This window comes from Burkholderia sp. HI2500 (assembly GCF_002223055.1).
In the GTDB taxonomy this organism is placed as follows: Bacteria; Pseudomonadota; Gammaproteobacteria; order Burkholderiales; family Burkholderiaceae; genus Burkholderia.
On sequence record NZ_NKFL01000006.1, the window covers coordinates 2,149,680 to 2,165,631 of the forward strand.

The 15,952-nt window shown below is 68.2% G+C and carries 15 protein-coding genes and 1 pseudogene; 10 read left to right on the top strand and 6 right to left on the bottom strand.

Annotated features, from left to right (window positions below):
• Positions 1 to 6 precede the first annotated feature (6 nt).
• The 3 genes from CFB45_RS27320 to CFB45_RS27330 are packed head-to-tail and all read left to right on the top strand — an operon-like array spanning position 7 to position 2,491.
• Positions 7 to 525 (top strand): nuclear transport factor 2 family protein, encoded by a 519-nt coding sequence (locus CFB45_RS27320; RefSeq protein ID WP_089428223.1) that lies wholly within the window; start codon positions 7 to 9, stop codon positions 523 to 525.
• A gap of 38 nt (positions 526 to 563) precedes the next feature.
• Positions 564 to 1,688, top strand: coding sequence for an amidase (locus CFB45_RS27325; RefSeq protein ID WP_089428224.1), 1,125 nt, complete (start codon positions 564 to 566; stop codon positions 1,686 to 1,688).
• Positions 1,689 to 1,747: 59 nt separating this feature from the next.
• Entirely contained in the window at positions 1,748 to 2,491 is a 744-nt protein-coding gene (locus CFB45_RS27330; RefSeq protein WP_089429168.1) for an SDR family NAD(P)-dependent oxidoreductase, read from the top strand.
• 52 nt (positions 2,492 to 2,543) lie between these two features.
• Here CFB45_RS27330 and CFB45_RS27335 read toward each other — a convergent pair whose 3' ends face one another.
• Positions 2,544 to 3,176 carry a response regulator transcription factor gene (locus CFB45_RS27335; protein WP_043178278.1) on the bottom strand — a complete coding sequence of 211 codons (633 nt, stop codon included), beginning with the start codon at positions 3,174 to 3,176 and terminating at the stop codon, positions 2,544 to 2,546.
• 352 nt (positions 3,177 to 3,528) lie between these two features.
• On the opposite strand from CFB45_RS27335, the gene hpaC reads away from it, so the two are divergent.
• Positions 3,529 to 4,074: a 4-hydroxyphenylacetate 3-monooxygenase, reductase component gene (gene hpaC / locus CFB45_RS27340; protein ID WP_089429169.1), complete on the top strand. Its 546-nt coding sequence runs from the start codon at positions 3,529 to 3,531 to the stop codon at positions 4,072 to 4,074.
• Between the two features lie 20 nt (positions 4,075 to 4,094).
• Here hpaC and CFB45_RS27345 read toward each other — a convergent pair whose 3' ends face one another.
• On the bottom strand, positions 4,095 to 5,363 hold the full coding sequence (locus CFB45_RS27345) for a YbfB/YjiJ family MFS transporter (protein WP_089428225.1): 1,269 nt from the start codon (positions 5,361 to 5,363) through the stop codon (positions 4,095 to 4,097).
• A 167-nt stretch (positions 5,364 to 5,530) separates the two neighbouring features.
• A complete protein-coding gene (locus CFB45_RS27350) occupies positions 5,531 to 6,733 on the bottom strand; it encodes an RNA-guided endonuclease InsQ/TnpB family protein (RefSeq protein ID WP_089428226.1) in 1,203 nt (400 codons plus the stop codon).
• A gap of 83 nt (positions 6,734 to 6,816) precedes the next feature.
• Here CFB45_RS27350 and CFB45_RS39590 point away from each other — a divergent pair.
• Positions 6,817 to 6,936: pseudogene (locus tag CFB45_RS39590) on the top strand (IS200/IS605 family transposase); the annotation flags it as partial.
• 196 nt (positions 6,937 to 7,132) lie between these two features.
• Here the strand turns inward: CFB45_RS39590 and CFB45_RS27355 are convergent.
• Entirely contained in the window at positions 7,133 to 7,678 is a 546-nt protein-coding gene (locus tag CFB45_RS27355) for an RBBP9/YdeN family alpha/beta hydrolase (RefSeq protein WP_089428227.1), read from the bottom strand.
• Between the two features lie 117 nt (positions 7,679 to 7,795).
• Here CFB45_RS27355 and CFB45_RS27360 point away from each other — a divergent pair, with 117 nt between their 5' ends.
• The 3 genes from CFB45_RS27360 to CFB45_RS27365 all read left to right on the top strand — a co-directional run bounded on the left by CFB45_RS27360 (position 7,796) and on the right by CFB45_RS27365 (position 9,770).
• On the top strand, positions 7,796 to 8,251 hold the full coding sequence (locus CFB45_RS27360) for an Lrp/AsnC family transcriptional regulator (protein ID WP_089428228.1): 456 nt from the start codon (positions 7,796 to 7,798) through the stop codon (positions 8,249 to 8,251).
• A gap of 384 nt (positions 8,252 to 8,635) precedes the next feature.
• Positions 8,636 to 8,758, top strand: a complete 123-nt coding sequence (locus tag CFB45_RS39595; protein WP_006766865.1) for a hypothetical protein — start codon at positions 8,636 to 8,638, stop codon at positions 8,756 to 8,758.
• 58 nt (positions 8,759 to 8,816) lie between these two features.
• The gene (locus CFB45_RS27365) at positions 8,817 to 9,770 is read left to right on the top strand and encodes a leucyl aminopeptidase (protein ID WP_089428229.1); all 954 of its coding nucleotides are present in this window, start codon (positions 8,817 to 8,819) and stop codon (positions 9,768 to 9,770) included.
• Between the two features lie 16 nt (positions 9,771 to 9,786).
• Here CFB45_RS27365 and CFB45_RS27370 read toward each other — a convergent pair whose 3' ends face one another.
• Together CFB45_RS27370 and CFB45_RS27375 are read right to left on the bottom strand one after the other, a co-directional pair.
• Positions 9,787 to 10,296: a GNAT family N-acetyltransferase gene (locus CFB45_RS27370; RefSeq protein ID WP_089428230.1), complete on the bottom strand. Its 510-nt coding sequence runs from the start codon at positions 10,294 to 10,296 to the stop codon at positions 9,787 to 9,789.
• Positions 10,297 to 10,351: 55 nt separating this feature from the next.
• Positions 10,352 to 11,383, bottom strand: a complete 1,032-nt coding sequence (locus CFB45_RS27375) for an AraC family transcriptional regulator (RefSeq protein WP_089428231.1) — start codon at positions 11,381 to 11,383, stop codon at positions 10,352 to 10,354.
• Between the two features lie 318 nt (positions 11,384 to 11,701).
• Here CFB45_RS27375 and CFB45_RS27380 point away from each other — a divergent pair, with 318 nt between their 5' ends.
• Complete coding sequence (locus tag CFB45_RS27380) at positions 11,702 to 13,417, top strand: GMC family oxidoreductase (protein WP_089428232.1); 1,716 nt, start codon at positions 11,702 to 11,704, stop codon at positions 13,415 to 13,417.
• Complete coding sequence (locus CFB45_RS27385; RefSeq protein WP_089428233.1) at positions 13,404 to 15,854, top strand: flavin-containing monooxygenase; 2,451 nt, start codon at positions 13,404 to 13,406, stop codon at positions 15,852 to 15,854. The genes CFB45_RS27380 and CFB45_RS27385 overlap by 14 nt, the downstream gene beginning before the upstream one ends.
• Positions 15,855 to 15,952: the final 98 nt, after the last annotated feature.

Here is a 15,952-nt window from a genome sequence, read left to right on the forward strand (position 1 = left end):
CACGCGATGACCGACCTGTCCCCCGGCCTGATCGATGCGCTCGCGCAGCGCGTGGCGGCGCTCGACGCCGAGCGCGCGGTGCGCGCGACGATCACGCGCTACATGGCGCTGTGCGACGTGCCCGAGGATGCCGGCGACGGCCCGTCGCTCGCCGGGCTGTTCACGCCCGATGCCGTGTGGGAAGGCATCGGCCCGCAGTATGCGCAAAAGTTCGGTCGCCTCGAAGGCACGGCCGCAATCGTCGCGATGCTGGGCCGCTACCTGCCGCCCGATCCGCACTTCTCGGCGAACCTGCACTTCCTGACGTCGGAGTCGATCGAGATCGGCGCCGGCAACACGAGCGCGCGCGGCCGCTGGATCATGCTGCAGGCGTCGCGCTACGCGGACGGCTCGGCCGAGTTGATCGCCGCGCGGCTGACCGTCGATTTCGCGCCGGCCGGCAACGGCTCTGCGTGGCTGATCCGCCATTTCCGCACCGAGCGCGTGCTCGACGGCCCCTGGCCGCTCGCCGCGCCACGGCCCTGATTCCTGCTCCTTTTCACCGCTTGCTCACGATACCGACCATGACAGGCTTCATCGACACCTTCACGCTCGGCGGCCCCGGCCACACGATCGCGATCAAGGACACGATCGACATCGCGGGCCATCCGACCCGCGCGGCGAGCCGTGCGCTCGCCGACGCACCGCCGGCCACGCAACACGCGGACGTCGTCCGCCTGCTGCTCGACGCGGGCTGGCAGATCGCCGGCAAGGCGAACATGCACGAGCTCGCATTCGGCATGACCGGCATCAACGACTACACGGGCACGCCCGTCAATCCGCAGGACGCGACGCGCATTCCGGGCGGCTCGTCGAGCGGTTCCGCTTCGCTCGTCGGGCTCGGCACGGTCGATGCGGCGCTCGGCACCGACACGGGCGGCTCGATTCGCGGGCCGGCGGCCTGCTGCGGCGTGGCCGGGCTGAAGCCGACGTTCGGCCGCGTGTCGCGGCGCGGGGTCGCGCCCGCCGACACCACGCTCGATTGCGTCGGGCCGTTCGCACGCGATATCCGCACGCTGGTTGCGGTGATGGCCGCGATCGCGCCAGGCTTCGATCGTGCGCAAGCCGCGGCCTCCGTGGCAGGCTGCACGGTCGCGCACGTCACGGTCGACGCCGACCCGGCCATCGCCGCCGCGCTCGACGCGGCCGTACGCGCATCGGGCCTGCGCTCGCACGCCGTCGTGCTCGACGACATGCGGGCGTCGTTCGCCGCCGGGCTCACCGTGATCAACGCGGAAACGTCGCGCGCGTTCGGCCATCTCGTCGAAACCGGCAAGCTCGGCGCCGACCTCGATGCGCGATTGCGTGCAGCCGCAACGACTACGCCCGCGGCATTGAAAGAAGCCGAAGCCGTACGCGCACGCTTCACCGCACAGGTCGACGCCGCGCTCGAACACGCGGACGTGCTCGTGCTGCCGACGCTGCCCGCGCTGCCGATCACGCTGCAGCAGGCGCGCGATGGCGTATCGGTGATCGCGATGTCGTCGCTGATCCGGCCGTTCAACCTGAGCGGCCATCCGGCGCTCAGCCTGCCGCTGCCGCTCGCCGGTTCGCCGCTGAAGGCCGGCCTGCAGATCGTCGGGCGCAAGGGCGCGGACGAACACGTCTGTGCGATTGCTGCACACTTCGAAACGGCAATCGCCGCATGAACCACGATGCGGGCGCGACATCGATGGATGCGCGCTCGCGAACCACGGAATCACACACCATGTCAGACCGAGTCGTCCTCGTCACCGGCGCCGCGCGCGGGCTCGGCGCCGTCATCGCCGAACGTTTTCATGCGGCCGGCTACCGCGTCGCGCTGGCCGATATCGCCGCCGACGCCATTCAGGCGCATGCACGCGAACTCGACCCGAGCGGCGAACGCGCGATCGCGCTGCCGCTCGACGTCACGTCGAAACGCGATTTCGAAGCCGCGCGCGATGCGCTCGTCGCGCGCTGGGGCAGGATCGACGTGCTCGTGAACAATGCGGGCGCATCGAAGGTCGTGCCCGCGATGGAGATCACGGCCGAGCAGTTCGACCAGGTGATCGACGTGAACCTGCGCAGCGTGCTGTTCGGCTGCCAGGTGTTCGGCCAGTACTTCGCGGAACGCGGCGCGGGCCGTATCGTCAACATCGCGTCGCTCGCCGGGCAGAACGGCGGCTCGGCGACGGGCGCGCACTACGCGGCCGCGAAAGGCGGCACGCTGACGCTGACCAAGGTGTTCGCGCGCGATCTCGCCGCGCAGGGCGTGACCGTCAACGCGATCTCGCCGGGCCCGCTCGACTTGCCGATCGTGTATGAAAGCGTCGCACCGGAGAAGCTGCGCCAGGTGCTCGCGAGCCTGCCGGGCGGCAAGCTCGGCTCGGCCGGTTTCGTGGCGGATACGGCCGTGCTGCTCGCGTCGGGCGACGCGCATTTCGCGAACGGCGCGTGCTGGGACATCAACGGCGGGTTGTACATGCGCTGAGCGCCAAGTACCGAGCACTGCACGCGGCGCCTCGCCGAACCCCGGCATGGCCCTATCGCGACGACTCCCCGTCGTCGCCCCACACGACCATCACATCGCGCACGAGCGCGGCGATCGACGTCGCGCCGAGCTTCTCCTTGATGCTCGCGCGATGCACGTCGACGGTCTTCACGCTGATCGACAGATCCGACGCGATCTGCTTGCTGCCCTTGCCGTCCACCACGCCGCGCAGCACTTCCTTCTCGCGCGCGGTCAGCGCATCGAGCCGCTGGCGCAGCTCGCGGTGACGCTGGCTCACCGCATGCCGCTGCTGCGCGAGCCGCAGCGCGCGTTGCACGCGCTCGAGCATCTGCTGCGAGTTGTACGGCTTCTCGACGAAATCGATCGCGCCGTTCTGCAGCGCACGCACGGACATCGGGATATCGCCGTGCCCGCTGACGAAGATCACCGGCAGCGTCGCGCCGCGCGCGTTGAGCTCGGCCTGCACGTCGAAGCCGCTCTTCTCGGGCATCCGCACGTCGAGCACCAGGCACGCAGGGAGGTTCACGTCGAAGCGCGCGAGAAAATCGGTGGCGTTCGCGAACCCTTCGGACGCGATGCCGACCGATTCGAGCAGCCACGCGAGCGACGTCCGCATGCCGTTGTCGTCGTCGACGATGTATACGATCGGTGCGGGTGACGTCATCGCGGGTGTCTCACTGAATATCGGTATCGGTATCGCACGCGCCGCATACGGGGCCGGTTCCGGCTCGTCGCGCGCGTCGTTCGCTGGGGGTGTGCGGCACATCATAACGAGCCGAAAACCCGCTGAAAACCCCTTCACGTGCCGCATGAACATGCAATCCCGCTTTTTTTCACGCGGTGCGGCGCACATCTAGGTAGAACCTTTAGATGCGTTGGCGAGAACGCCATCTCCATCGTCAATCGTGCGAATGGTCGCCGGCATTTTCGCGTCGTACGCTTGGGTCATCGTCGGCGATCCGGCGCTGCACCGGCAGTGCCACGCGATCGCCGCGTTCGTCCAATCAGGAGCGCCCATGTCTTCCACGACCGATATCCAGCGACCGGCACGCGTCGAGCCGACCGACGCGCAGAAGGCCTTCAGGCAAGCGATGGCCCACCTCGGCGCGGCCGTCAACGTGATCACCACAGCCGGGCCGCACGGCCGCTGCGGCATCACCGCGAGCGCCGTGTGCTCCGTCACCGACACGCCGCCGACGCTGCTCGTGTGCCTCAACCGGTCGAGCGCGATGCGTGCGACGTTCGAACGCAACCGCCACGTCTGCATCAACGTGCTGCCGGCCGAACACGAGCAACTCGCGCGGCATTTCGCGGGGCTCACCGACCTGTCGATGGAACGGCGCTTCGATCTGCCGGTGTGGGATCGCGGCGAGCAGGACGTACCCGTGCTGCGCGACGCGCTCGCGAGCCTGCAGGGCACGATCGCCGACATGAAGGAAGTCGGCTCGCATTCGGTGATGTTCATCCAGGCGACGTCGATCCGCGTGCGCGATGACGGCGACAGCCTGATCTACTTCAGCCGTGCATTCCATCGCGTGTCACGCACGGCGTGCGTGCGGTGAATGGCGCGTGTCGCGCGTGATTACGCGGCGGCTCGCAATGCGCGCTGCCCGGCCGCGAGCGCGGCGCCCGCGAACAGCGTCAGCGCCGAATACACGAGCCCGCGCGCGAGCCCGGCACTGTCCGACACCCAGCCGATCGCGACCGGCCCGGCGATCTGCCCGAACGCGAAGACCGTCGTGAACGCGCTGATCCCCTTCGCCCAGCCGTCCGGCGGCAGGTTGTGGCGCACGAAGGCCGTCGTCGATGCGACGGCCGACAGGAACGTCGCGCCGAACAGCACGCCCGACGCGAACGCGGCCACCGGATGCACGAACATCGCCGGCATCAGCGTCGCGATGCCGAGCAGCGCGTTGAGCACGGCGAGCGCCTGGCCGCCGCGCATCCGGTCGAGCAGCCCCGACCACAGCCGCGCCGACACGACGGTCGCGACACCGAGCATCACGTAGAACGCGGCGACCACCGTGCCGCTCATCCCCGCGCCGCGCAGCAGCGCGACGATGAACGTCATGTAGCCGATGTAACCGACGCCGAACAGGCCGTAGCCGGCCAGCGCGAGCGCGAAGCGCGCGGGGCTCGCGGTCGCGGCCGCCGTCGCTTCGCCGCGCGGCGCAGTCGGTGCCGCGTGCATGCGCTCGATGCGGCGCGCGGCCGACACGGCCACCGCCGAGAACAGCACGCACGCGAAGGCGAGCGCGAACCACGCGGGTTGCCAGCCGTGTACGCCGTGTGAGAGCGTCGCCGGCACGAGCAATGACGATGCGACGATGCCCCATCCCGTGCCGCCGTAGTAGAGCCCGAGCAGCAAGCCCGCATCACGCGGCGACGCCGACGCGAGCCGCGCGGCCAGCACGCCGCCGCTGATGAAGATCAGCGCGCTGCCGACACCGGTCGCGAGCCGCTGCACGAGCAGCGCATGCATGCCGGACGTGAGCCCGCACGCGGCCATCAGCAACGCGGTCAACACGCATCCGGCCGCCAGCAGCGAGCCTGCTCGCCAGCGCCGCGACAGCCACGGAAACGCGAGTGCGCCGACCAGGTAGCCGGCCGCGTTCGCCGTGTTCAGCGCGCCGGCCTGCGCGAACGTCCAGCCGAGATCGGCCTTCATCGGCGGCAGCAGCAGCGCATACGAAAAGCGCGCGAGGCCGAGCGCGATCGCGCTGCCGAGCGACAGGCAGATCGCGAGCCGCCACGCGGCGATGCGTTCGGGGTCACGTTCCGGGAAGGGGCTGGTCGCGCCGGTGTCCGGCCGCGACGGGCCGGGCTGCTCCGGTTGCGGCGCTGCGCGCATCGCATGTCTCCTTGGTCGTTCGAAGCCGCGGCCAGTCGTGACGGCGGAACCGGTGTTCCGCACGCGGCAATCCCGACTGTCGAGGCTTCCGATTCTGTCGGACGTTGACATCCTCCCCCGTCTGATGACGGGCGATTCCTACCGCGTCTGAAACGACAATACTTATCTCAGATCGCCTCGGCGGGTTCCTGCTTCATTGAGCGGCCCGACTGCACCGTCTCTCCACAGGCTGCGACGCGGTGTCCCCGCGCCAGAATGTTCAGAGCGCCGACGACATCGGCGTTCTCCTCGTAACTGCATTCGACACAGGCGAATTTTTCCTGCGTGGTCCGGTTATCCGCACTCACGTATCCACAAGCTGGACACGTCCGGCTTGTATTCGCGGGCGGAACCGCCACGAGCCAGCCGCCGTTCCAGGCCAGCTTGTATTCCAACTGCCGCCTGAACTCGAACCACCCTTGGTCGAGGATGGCCTTATTCAGACCGGACTTGGCCCGAACGTTCTTGCCAGGCGCATCGGTGCTGCCCGCCGCCGACCTGGACATATTCCGAACCTGCAAGTCCTCGATACACACCATCGCGTGGTTTTTGCTGATCGTGGTCGTGGCCTTGTGCAGGTAGTCGCGGCGAGCATTGGCGATGCGCGCATGGATGCGCTGGACTCTGGCCCTAGCTTTTATCCAGTTATTGCTGAACTTGACCTTGCGGCTCATCGCACGTTGGCATCGACGCAGACGAGCCTCATGTTTCTTGAAACTGTTGAGCGGTGTGAGAAACGTGCCGTCGCTCATCGTGGCGAAGCGGGCAATGCCCACATCGATGCCGATCACGCTGGTGGCATGGGGCACCGGCTGCTCGACCTCCCGCTCGGTCTGGATCGAGACCCACCACTTGCCCGCGTTGAAGCTGACCGTTGCGTTGCGCAGTTCGCCAAGCACGGGACGCGACAGCCTCAGCCGCATCCAGCCCAGCTTGGGCAGGAAAATGCGCCCATTGGGCTGGTCGAGCTTGAATTGCTTGGGGTCCGGGTAGCGAAAACTGTCGCGCTGGCCGCGCTTCTTGAACTTCGGAAACGCCGCTCGCTTGGCGAAGAAGTTCTTGTAGGCCCGCTCCATATCCTTGAGGGCGTGTTGCAACGGGTGAACGGGGGCGTCCTTGAGCCATGGCGTTTCGCCTCCGTTACGCCACTCCGTCAGATGCTTGGCCATTGCTACGTAGCCAATGAACTTGCCGCCCGCCTCGTAGTTCTCCTTCTGCAACGCCAGTGCCTTGTTGTAAACGAACCGGCACGATCCGGCGAAGCGGCGCATATCGCGCTGCTGCTCGCCGTTCGGCATCAGTTCGAACTTGAAGGCCTGGAGTCGTCGCATCGGACGATTGTATGTCTGGCCCACAAGAGCGAGTCAAGCCTTTCGACGCGGTCGCTATTACGTCTTTCAAGTGCTACTCGAGCATTCGGAAAAAGGCGTGGGACGGCGCGCTGGGGTCTCTGTCTTACTTTGCCGGAAGTTGTGGCGGAGCGCCTGTCGAAATCGTTCGCAAAGACATCGACCAACAGAAAACGCCCCGCTAGCCGCCCGAAAGGACGCCTACGACGTCCGCGCTATCCTTCCCCGCCCTGAAGGACGAGGTTTGACGCGCATGCAGATCATACTTGAGCCGTCGCGGGCCGGCATGCGTTGTCGACAGGAGCCCCGCCGCGGCAGCCGGATCGTCCATGCATCGCCCGCCGCAAGCCATCGCGAAAGTACGTCGGCTGCCTGCCCGCGCTACCCCCGCAATCCCGCCATGAAAGCCGTGAACAACGCGCGTCCCTCGGGCCATTCCGCCAATCCCGCTTCCGTATTCAGATGGCCGCGCGGGCCGAGCAGCAACGGCGTCGCGCCGCGCGCTTGCGCCCATGCAATGCCGCGCCCGGCCGGGTCGTACCCGTCATCCGAGCTGGCGATCGCCAGCACCGGAAAGCTGGCGAAATCGCCCTCCGGCACATCCGCGAACGCACGGGCCGCAACCGGAAAACGCGGGCCGCCCGGATCGGGCACCGCCACGAGCCACGCAGCGCGCACGACGCGCGTCGACGCCGCCCGCCAGTGCGCGAACAGCAGGCACCCCAGCGAATGACAGATCACCACCGGCGGCGTCGCGGCTTGCGCAACGGCTTCATCGAGCGCCGCCATCCAGTCGCGCAGGTCGGGCGCATCCCATGACGCCGGCGCCATGCGCACGGCGCCCGGCAGCGCGGCCTCCCAGTGGCTCTGCCAATGATCCGGTCCCGAGTTGCCGATCCCCGGCACGATCACGATCGTCTGGTCCATCTCCATCTCCATGAATGAGCGAGCTCGCAGTCTGGCTTGCCGGAAACCGGCCGGGAATGGCAAATCATCGGATATTGAGACAATATGCCGATGAATTAACGGAGCGGGAAAGCGGACATGTCGAACGGAGAGCTCGATCGCCTGGATCTGTCGATCCTCGAGGCGCTGCAGGACAATGCACGGATGCCGCTGTCAGAAGTGGGCCGCCGCATCGGCCTGTCGCAGCCGGCTACGTCGGAGCGCGTCAAGCGGCTGGAAGAGCGCGGCATCATCGCGGGCTACGTTGCACGGATCGACCCGGCCGCGCTGGGGCTGGGGATGATGGCCATCATCCGGTTGAAGACGACGCACGAACACATCAAGCCCGCGCTGCGTGCGTTCGCGGAGATGCCGCACGTCATCGAGGTCCACCGGATGACCGGCGAGGATTGCTTCCTGCTGAAGGTCCTGGTGCCGACGCCGGGACAACTGGAAACCATCATCGATGCGATCGCCCGCTTCGGCGCGGTCACGACGTCACTCGTGCTGCGATCCGAGCCGGCCAAGCCGCTCGGCAAGGCGCTGCTCGGTTGACACGGGCAGCGGGCCGCTGACGCGCCGCCGATGAGCGGCGACGCGTTCGCGCGCAGGCATGGTCGCCGAGAACACCATCGGTCTCAGCGATCGAATTTCCGATGAAAAATCGCCGAATGCAATGCAGCGCATGAGATTCCGGTCATTGAAAAAATGACGTTGAATCCGTCATTCACTTTATTTTTGTTTTATCGCACGCGCCCCGTAAATCCCCCGTGTTTAGCACGCCCCGGCTAAAATCCTTGCAACGCATTGCATTCGCAAATTCGTCAGACTAATATCAACGCCACTCGTCGCGCATTCACGAAATGTGTGATGAGGAGTGGCAACTTTTTAGCCGCGCTTTCATGTTGAATCACTCATGTTCACCACAGGAGAATTGACATGCAGGACACCCAGCAGATCGAATTGCTTGACTGGATGCAGGAAGACACGCACCCCGAGGCCGTCGACATGATGGTCGAGGACGCCGTGGTGCCGTTCGGCACCGCGCTCTGGCCGGTCTGAGCGGGCCACCCGTTCTCGCGGAAGGGCTGCGGCCCTTCCGCCGCTTCCGGAGACACGCATGCTGAACCTGCATCGCGCGCTGGGCTTCCACCCCGCGCTGCGCGACAAGCTCGCGCGCGGCGAGTCGGGAAAACTGCTGGTCGGCCATGACACCCGCAACCGCGACATCGCATTGCGTGCGTTTTCCGCCCTGCCCGATTCGCTCGACGCGACCACCCTCTGCCTCGAAAGCACCCCACCCGCCGATATCGCCGCCGCGCTCGATCGCGCCGATCTGTTCGTGCTGCTGTACGACTCGTCGTGCCTGCCGACGCCGTCGCCAAGCGGGCCGCCGTTCCTCGCCGCGATCCGCCCCGCGATCGTTGAGCACTGGAGCAAGTCGGTCCTGTTCAAGGATTACGGCCCGCATCTCGACGAGGCATTCGCCGAATCGCTCGACGACATCGCGGCACGCAACGGCCGGCTGATCGACGCGGCCGCACACGCATCGCGGATCCGCTTCATCGACGAAGCCGGCAACACGCTGACAGGCTCGCTCGCGCCGGACCAGAAATGGACGAGCGTGGACGGCATGGGCAACCTCGACGTCGTGCCCGGCGAGATCGCAACGCACGTCACCGACCTCAACGGCTCGGTCGTCTTCAGCGGCACGTTTCTCGGCACCGTGCCGTTCGCGATCAAGTACAAGGTGGCCGAGCAACTGGCCACGCTGCAGGTCGAGAACAGCACGATCGTCGGGTTCGACACCGACAACGAAGGTTTCCGGCGCGATTTCTCGACCTATCTCGACCGGCATCCGAATCACCGGCGGATCGAGGAATTCGGCATCGGCACGAACCTCGGGATTCGCGGGCTGTACGGCCGCAACGCGGGATTCGAGGAACGCCATCCGGGCCTGCACCTCGGGCTCGGCGGCGGCGAAAACGGCAGCCACCATCTCGACCTGATCTTCGCGCGCGGCACGCTCGCGCTCGACGACCGGATCGTGTTCGACGGCGCGTTCGCCGTCTGACGAAGCGGCTGCGTGCTCAGGCTTCGGCGGCCGCCGTGTCGCCGAGCCACTTGTACATCACGAGGCTGTCGACGAAGCCGAGCCGCGCGTGACGGTACGCCCGCGGCAGGCGGCCGACGATTTCAAATCCCAGCTTCTGCCACAGTGCGACCGCCACTTCGTTGGTCGACACCACCGAGTTGAACTGCATCGCGAGGAAACCGCGCTCGCGTGCGACCTGCTGCGAGTGCTCGCACATCAGGCGCGCGACGCCGCGGCCACGCGCGGCCTCGCTCACCATGTAGCCGCAGTTGCTCACGTGATTGCCGGGGCCACCGGCGTTCGCCTTCAGGTAGTACGAGCCCAGGACCACGCCGCCCTCTTCGGCGATCCACGTGCACAGCGGCGCATCGAGCCACAGTGCGCGCGCCGCTTCCTGTGTCGGCGCCGCATCGAATGCATAGGTTTCCTGAGCGGCGACGATCGCGCGATAGGTCGGCCAGAAGCGCGGGAAATCGTCGTCGGTCATCGGGCGAATCGTGATCATGCGAAGTCTCTCGTGATGGGAATGTCGGCAGGCATGCCAGCGATCGTACCGTGATTCAGGAACGGCTGCCGTCCCGTTGCGCCGCGCTGCGATACGCGCCCGGCGGCACGCCGTACCAGCGCTTGAACGCCTGCGAGAAACTCGACAGGTCGCTGAAGCCGAGCCGCTCCGCCACTTCCGCGAGCGACAGGCGCGCGTCGCCGAGCAGCGTCTCGGCCATCGCGCCGCGCGCCTGCGCGAGCAGTGCGCGGAACGTCGTGCCCTCCTCCTGCAGCCGGCGCTTGAGCGTGCGCGGGCTCGTGTTCATCAGCCGCGCCATGTCCTCGAGCGAGAACGGCGCGGGGCCGGGCGTCGCGCTCAGGTACTGGCGCACCATCTCCGACGTGCCCACGCGCGCACGCCGCGCTTCGAGCAGCTGGCCGCACATCTGCTCGCACATCGACACCGTCAGCGGATTCGCGTGCGGCAGCAGCCGGTCGAGAAACGCGCGGTCGAAAGCGAGGCTGTTCGCGCGCGCCGAGAACGCGGGCTCGATGCCGGCGATGCGTGGCACCGGCGTGGTCGGCGTGCGCGCCGCCTGCACCGTGAAGCGCGACAATGCGAATGTGTCGTCGCCGATTTCCTGCAGCAGCACGGCCGCGGCCGCCATGTCGCGCTCGACCAGGAACCGGCTCAGCGTGCCATCGAGTTCCGGCGCGCCGAAATTGAGCACGCACGAGCCGCCTTCCTCGCGGTACGTGATCACCGTGAACGCATAGGTGAGCGGCAGGAAGCGCAGCGCCAGCGCGAGCGCGTCGCGTGCGCTCGCGCTGGCGATCAGCCCGTAGCCCCACACCCCGTACGCGGAGAAGTGATAGCGCTGGCCGACCTCGAACCCGAGGCCCGGCGCGCGCCCGAGCGCGCGCAGCAGGTTGCCGGTCAGCCGCAGTTCCTGCGCGGCCGTCACCTCGACCTTTGGATCGTCGAGCTGCGCGTCCGCGAGGCCCGTGCCGGCCAGCAGCGTCGTGTGCGGCACGCCGCGTTCGTCGCCGAAATCGACCAGCAGCCGGGCGCTGGCCGGACTCCGGGTGAAATCCCAGAAGCTCATGCGGAGAAACCCTCGAAGCGCCGATTTGGCCCAAATACTAAAACAATTGTCCCGAAGCAGCATTGGTGTTTTCCCATGCGGCCAGCACCATCGGCGTCATCCAGTCGTCATCCGAACGACGCCATCGCCCTCCGGAGGAGACACCATGCGACCGAGTCGCCCGACCGATCCCGCAGCCCGCTTCGCATGCCGGCACGACGAATTTGCCGCATGCGCCAGCGATCCCGCCCCGCCGCTCGCGCCTCGCCTGCCGCACACCGGCCGCCCGTGCACGCTGCCGCGCCCCGCTTGATCCATCGACCCTCAGAGGACCAATCCATGAGCAAGACTTTCGACTACATCGTCGTGGGCGGCGGTTCGGGCGGCAGCGTCGTCGCCGGGCGGCTGACCGACGACCCGGCCGTGACCGTCTGCGTGCTCGAGGCCGGCGGCCGCGGCGACGGCACGCTCGTCAACGTGCCGACCGGCGCGGTCGCGATGATGCCGACCCGCATCAACAACTGGGCCTTCGACACGGTGCCGCAGCCGGGCCTCGGCGGGCGCATCGGCTACCAGCCGCGCGGCAAGGTGCTGGGCGGTTCGTCGGCGATCAACGCGATGGTCTATATCCGCGGCCATCGCGTCGACTACGACGGCTGGGCCGCGCTCGGCAACGAAGGCTGGAGCTACGACGACGTGCTGCCGTACTTCCGCCTGAGCGAGCACAACGAGCGCTTCGACGATGCGTGGCACGGCCGCGACGGCCCGCTGTGGGTGAGCGACCTGCGCACCGGCAACCCGTTCCATGCGCGCTACCTGGAAGCCGCGCGGCAGGCCGGCCTGCCGCTCACCGACGATTTCAACGGCGCGCAGCAGGAAGGCATCGGCCTCTACCAGGTCACGCAGAAGCACGGCGAACGGTGGAGCGCCGCGCGCGCGTACCTGCTGCCGCACGTCGGCCGCCGCGACAACCTGACGGTCGAGACGCATGCGCAGGTGCTGCGCATCCTGTTCGACGGCACGCGTGCGACCGGCGTCGAGGTGCGGCAGCATGGCGAGGTCCGCACGCTGCGCGCGCGGCGTGAAGTCGTGCTCGCGGCCGGCGCGCTGCAAACGCCGCAGTTGCTGATGCTGTCGGGCGTCGGCCCGGGCCGCGAACTCCAGCAACAGGGCATCGCCGTGCACGCCGACCTGCCCGGCGTCGGCCGCAACCTGCAGGATCATCCGGATTTCATCTTCGGCTACCGCACGCGCAGCGTCGACACGATGGGCGTGTCCGTGGGCGGCGGCCTGCGCATGCTGCGCGAGCTGGCGCGTTTTCGCCGCGAACGGCGCGGGATGCTGACGTCGAATTTCGCGGAAGGCGGCGGCTTCCTGAAGACGCGCGCCGAGCTCGACGCGCCGGACATCCAGCTGCACTTCGTCGTCGCGCTCGTCGACGATCATGCGCGCAAGCTGCACGCCGGCCACGGGCTGTCGTGCCACGTGTGCCTGCTGCGGCCGCGCAGCCGCGGCTCGGTCACGCTGAACAGCGCCGATCCGCTCGCGGCGCCGCGCATCGATCCCGCGTTCTTCGACGATCCGCGCGATCTCGACGACATGGTTGCGGGCTTCCGCCTCACACGACGGCTGATGGAAGCGCCGTCACTCGCCGGCTGGACCACGCGCGACCTGTTCACCGCGAACGTCAACACCGACGATGAAATCCGCGACGTGCTGCGGCGGCGCACCGACACCGTGTATCACCCGGTCGGCACGTGCCGGATGGGGCACGACGCGCTCGCCGTCGTCGACCCGCAACTGCGCGTGCGCGGCCTGCAGGGGCTGCGCATCGTCGATGCGTCGGTGATGCCGACCCTCATCGGCGGCAATACCAACGCACCGACGATCATGGTCGCCGAAAAGGCCGTCGACCTGATCCGGGGCGTGTGCCGCACGTCCGCACAACCGCAACGCGAAACCGTCAGGACAGCGACGGATCTCGACACGGTTCCCGCCGCGTGTGCCGCGCACGATGCCATCCACTCCGAGGAAACCCGCCATGTTGTCGCCTGATACCGCTCGCGCCGCCGACTCCGCCGCCCCGCTTGCGGCAATCATCATCGGCGCCGGCTTCGCCGGCATCGGCATGGCGATCGCACTGCAACGCGCCGGCATCCACGATTTCGCGATCGTCGAACGCTCGCACGACGTCGGCGGCGTGTGGCGCGACAACCGCTACCCGGGCGCCGCCTGCGACGTGCCCTCGCACCTGTACTCGTTCTCGTTCGAGCCCAACCCGGCGTGGTCGCGCGTGTTCGCGCCGCAGCCCGAAATCCATGCGTACCTGCAGCATTGCGCGCGCAAGTACGGCCTCGCGCGCTACCTGCGCTTCGGCGCCGAGGTCGCGCACGCCCGCTACGACGAAGCCGCCGCGCTGTGGCGCGTCACGCTCGCCGACGGCACGACGCTCAGCGCCACCGTGCTCGTCAGCGGCACTGGGCAGCTGAGCCGCCCGGCGATGCCCGACCTGCCCGGCATCGACACGTTTCGCGGCCGCGCGTTCCACTCCGCGCACTGGGATCACGACTATTCGCTCGCTGGCAAGCGCGTGGCGGTCGTGGGCACCGGCGCGTCGGCGATCCAGTTCGTCCCGGCGATCGCGGGCGACGTGAAGCAGCTGGTCGTATTCCAGCGTTCGCCTGCCTATGTGATGCCGCGCCCCGACCGCGCGTACCGCCCGTGGGAGAAAGCGCTGTTCCGCCGGTTGCCGTGGGCGATGAAGCTGCATCGCGCATCGATCTACCTGCGCTACGAATCGCGCGCGATCGCGTTCACGCGTCTGCACAAGCTGATGAAGGTCGCGGTCGGCCGGCCGTTCCACCAACTGCTTGCACGCGACGTGCCGGACCCCGCGCTGCGTGCGCGGCTCACGCCCGACTACCCGATCGGCTGCAAGCGCATCCTGCTGTCGAGCGACTATCTTGCCGCGATGAGCCGCGACAACGTCGAACTCGTCACGCAGCGGATCCGGCGCGTGACGGAGGACGGCATCGAGACCGTCGACGGCGTGCATCATCCGGTCGATGCGATCATCTACGGCACGGGGTTCGCGGCGACCGAGTTCCTGTCGCCGATGCGTATCACGGGCCGCGACGGGCTCGACCTGAACGACGCATGGCGGCGCGGCGCGCAGGCGTATCTCGGGCTCACGGTGCCCGGTTTTCCGAACTTCTTCATGCTGTACGGCCCGAACACCAACCTCGGCCACAACTCGATCGTCTATATGCTCGAAAGCCAGATCGCGCACGTGATGCGCTGCCTGCGCGCGATGCGGCGTGACGGTGCGCGCGAGATCGACGTCGATGCGCGCCGCTACCGGCGCTTCAACGTGCATGTGCAGCAGCGGCTCGAAGGCTCGGTGTGGAACAGCTGCAAGAGCTGGTACGTCGATGCGTCGGGACACAACAGCACGAACTGGCCGGGCTTCACGCTGACCTACCGGTGGATCACGCGCTTCACCGGGATGGGCGCTTACCGCTTCACGCATCCGTTGCCGGAGTCGGCCGCACCGGCGCGCGACGTGGTGGTCGCGCCGCCCGCCGGCCGGCTGGAGGCACTGACCGCCGCATCGCTGCGCGGCTTCCTGCGCGTCGCGTTCCGGCCGCTGATCGGGCCGCCGTTCGGCGCGCGCATGCAACGCCGCGTCGTCGCGCTGCTGTCGCCGCTGATGCCGGGCACAAGCGGCACGCTGCGCTACCGCACGTCCGCGCATCGCGTGCCGGTCGAAGTCGTGGCGCCGAAACGCGGCGACACGGGCGGCGCGATCCTCTATCTGCACGGCGGTGCATTCTGTCTCGGCGGGCCGCATACGCATCGCGGCGTGACGACGCGGCTCGCGAATGATGCGGGCCTGCCGGTGTGGGTGCCCGACTACCGGCTGGCGCCCGAGCATCCGAGCCCGGCCGCGCTCGACGATGCGCTGGCCGTCTACGACGCGATGCGTGCGCAGGGCCATGCGCCGCACCGGATCGTGATCGCCGGCGATTCGGCCGGCGGTGCGCTGGCCATCGCGCTGGCCATCGCGCTGCGCGAGCGCGGCGAGCCGGCTGCCGCCGCGCTGCTGCTGATTTCGCCCGTGACCGATCCCGCGCTCGGCGGCGCGACGCTGGCGTCGCGCCGGCATGACGACCCGATGATCCGTCGCGGCTGGCTCGAACAGGGGCTGCGCTGGTATCACGGCGCCGGTTCGGTGGCCGCCCGCGGCCCGCTCGACACCGACCTGCGCGGCCTGCCGCCGATGCTCGTCCAGGCCGGCGACCAGGAGGTGCTGCTCTCGGATGCGCAGCGGCTGGCCCGTCATGCGCAGGCCTGCGGCGTGCCGTGCCGGCTGGAGGTTCATGCGGCGCGCTGGCATGTGTTTCATCTGCAGGCGTTTTACCTGCGGTCGGCGCGGGATGCGTTGCGGACGCTGGCGGGGTTTGCGGCGCAACGGGTGGCGACGACGACGTGACGATGAAACAGTCACGCGCCGCGATCGGGGCCGTGGTTCGCGGCTTCCCCGGTCGGGTGCGCGGTGCATGCGCCGTCACCGAACCCGCTTGCCGCGAA